The sequence below is a fragment of the Psychrobacter sp. PP-21 genome (assembly GCF_033790785.1).
Classification (GTDB): Bacteria; Pseudomonadota; Gammaproteobacteria; order Pseudomonadales; family Moraxellaceae; genus Psychrobacter.
The window spans coordinates 1-401 of the sequence record NZ_JAMYEB010000104.1 but is presented as its reverse complement, the minus strand read 5'-3'; the positions used below and the strand labels follow the sequence as shown (position 1 = coordinate 401).

Annotated in this window: 1 protein-coding gene; it reads right to left on the bottom strand. The window is 58.6% G+C overall.

Features of this window, described 5'->3' with window-relative positions; translation table 11 throughout:
- Positions 1-329 (bottom strand): DUF2300 domain-containing protein (locus tag NJD71_RS14100; protein WP_442967694.1); only part of this gene is annotated, 329 nt, incomplete at its 3' end.
- Positions 330-401: the final 72 nt, after the last annotated feature.

Genomic DNA, 401 nt, shown 5'->3' with positions numbered 1-401 from the left:
GTATAGGGGAAACCTGAGACTAAACGGCAAACCGCAAACACGTCTGGTTCGTTGTACCCCGTCTCAGCTTGTAATATACGCCGCCACTGCGGCATTTTTTTCGCCAGCCAGGCTTTCGCTTTGGGTAATAACTGGCAGGTTGAGCGTGGCGCTCCCCAGCGGCTAAGACTGTTGTCGGGATAAGCAAACGCGAGTATCTGATCGTAACGCTCTCCCTGCCCCGCCTGGGCCGTGGCTTGCCGCCAGGAAAGTGTCCCTTCGGTAGCGCGACTGCCATGATAATGAACCGGATCGCCTGCATAGATGAGATCCTGCGTCCAGGCGGTCATCGTTCGCGCCCACGTGGTCGCTGGCGAAGCAGAAACACGCTGCGTGGCGCTGCTGTCGGGGATGGTCAGGCA